The organism is Paraburkholderia sp. RL17-373-BIF-A, from assembly GCF_046030175.1.
Taxonomy (GTDB): Bacteria; Pseudomonadota; Gammaproteobacteria; order Burkholderiales; family Burkholderiaceae; genus Paraburkholderia.
Window position 1 is genome coordinate 1 of sequence record NZ_JARESO010000289.1, and the last position, 1,059, is coordinate 1,059.

The 1,059-nt window shown below is 59.2% G+C and carries 1 protein-coding gene; it reads left to right on the forward strand.

The genetic code is table 11. The annotated features are described in order from the left end of the window. The coding region (locus tag P0D80_RS50405; RefSeq protein WP_408296298.1) for a CBS domain-containing protein at positions 1-875 on the forward strand (875 nt) is incomplete at its 5' end. Positions 876-1,059: the final 184 nt, after the last annotated feature.

The window sequence follows — 1,059 nt, forward strand, 5'->3', positions numbered from 1 at the left end:
CTCGCTCGGGGCCACTCGTCCATCGGGGCCATCCGATAAATGGCCAGACCCGTGTCCACTACCGCAATCCGCAAGGTAGTTCGCGCGCGCGTACCTATTTCACAATTGACCTTAATAAGGGGCATACCATGCTAGTTAGAGAACGGATGAAAGCGGCGGTCTGTCTGGAGCCGGAGGAGACCTTGGCCGCGGCAGCGCGTCTGCTCAAGCGGGACAATATCGGCTGTCTTCTCGTGTGCCTGGACGGCAAAGTTCTGGGAATGATTACCGACCGCGACATCGCGATGCGCGGCGTCGCGGATGACCGTGACTCCAATCGGATGAAAGTGAGCGAAGTGATGTCGTTGGACGTAATTCGGTGCAGCAAGGACGACTCAGTCGAATCCGCAGTGCTGACCATGCGGACGGCACATGTACAAAGGCTCGCGGTCATCGACGGCGACGGACATCTGGTCGGTATCATTTCCATGAGCGATGTGGAGGGTGGTGCCTCGGAACGGCGCCCCTACGAAGTCATCTTCTACAAGGAAATACTGGATTATGCGGGCCTGCCGCATCACACTGAGCTGATGCGCGTCTCGGTCGCCCAGGGAACGAAACAGGAGGCGGTGGAAGCGGCCATCGCACAATTTGAAAAAACTCAGCACGTCTCGAACTGGGCCACGGTCGCCAATGGATACGATGTCGTGAGCATTCATGTTGATGCAAATGGCGCGCAAGTCGAAGAACTCGAGTGCACTTCCGAACGCGACGCCCGTATCCGTGCCCGCGCGCGAACATTGTGGGAACAGGGCGGTGCCCCGGAAGGACGCGACGCACAATTTTGGGAACAGGCAGCCGGAGAGACGGATGCGGAGTACCTGCCCGCGAAATGACGGCCACCGGCACTAGCTGCTCGGAAGCCCTTCCTTGCGAGCCCGTCCCCACTTCTGGCAGCGTAACGGTTCGACCGTCGGCCGCAAATCGTTCAACCCTGACTGCAGCATCGCGTGCGGGTGGCGCACCGAGTTACTGCTTTCCTCTTCGGAGCATGCGATGACGAACCATCCAAAGGAACAG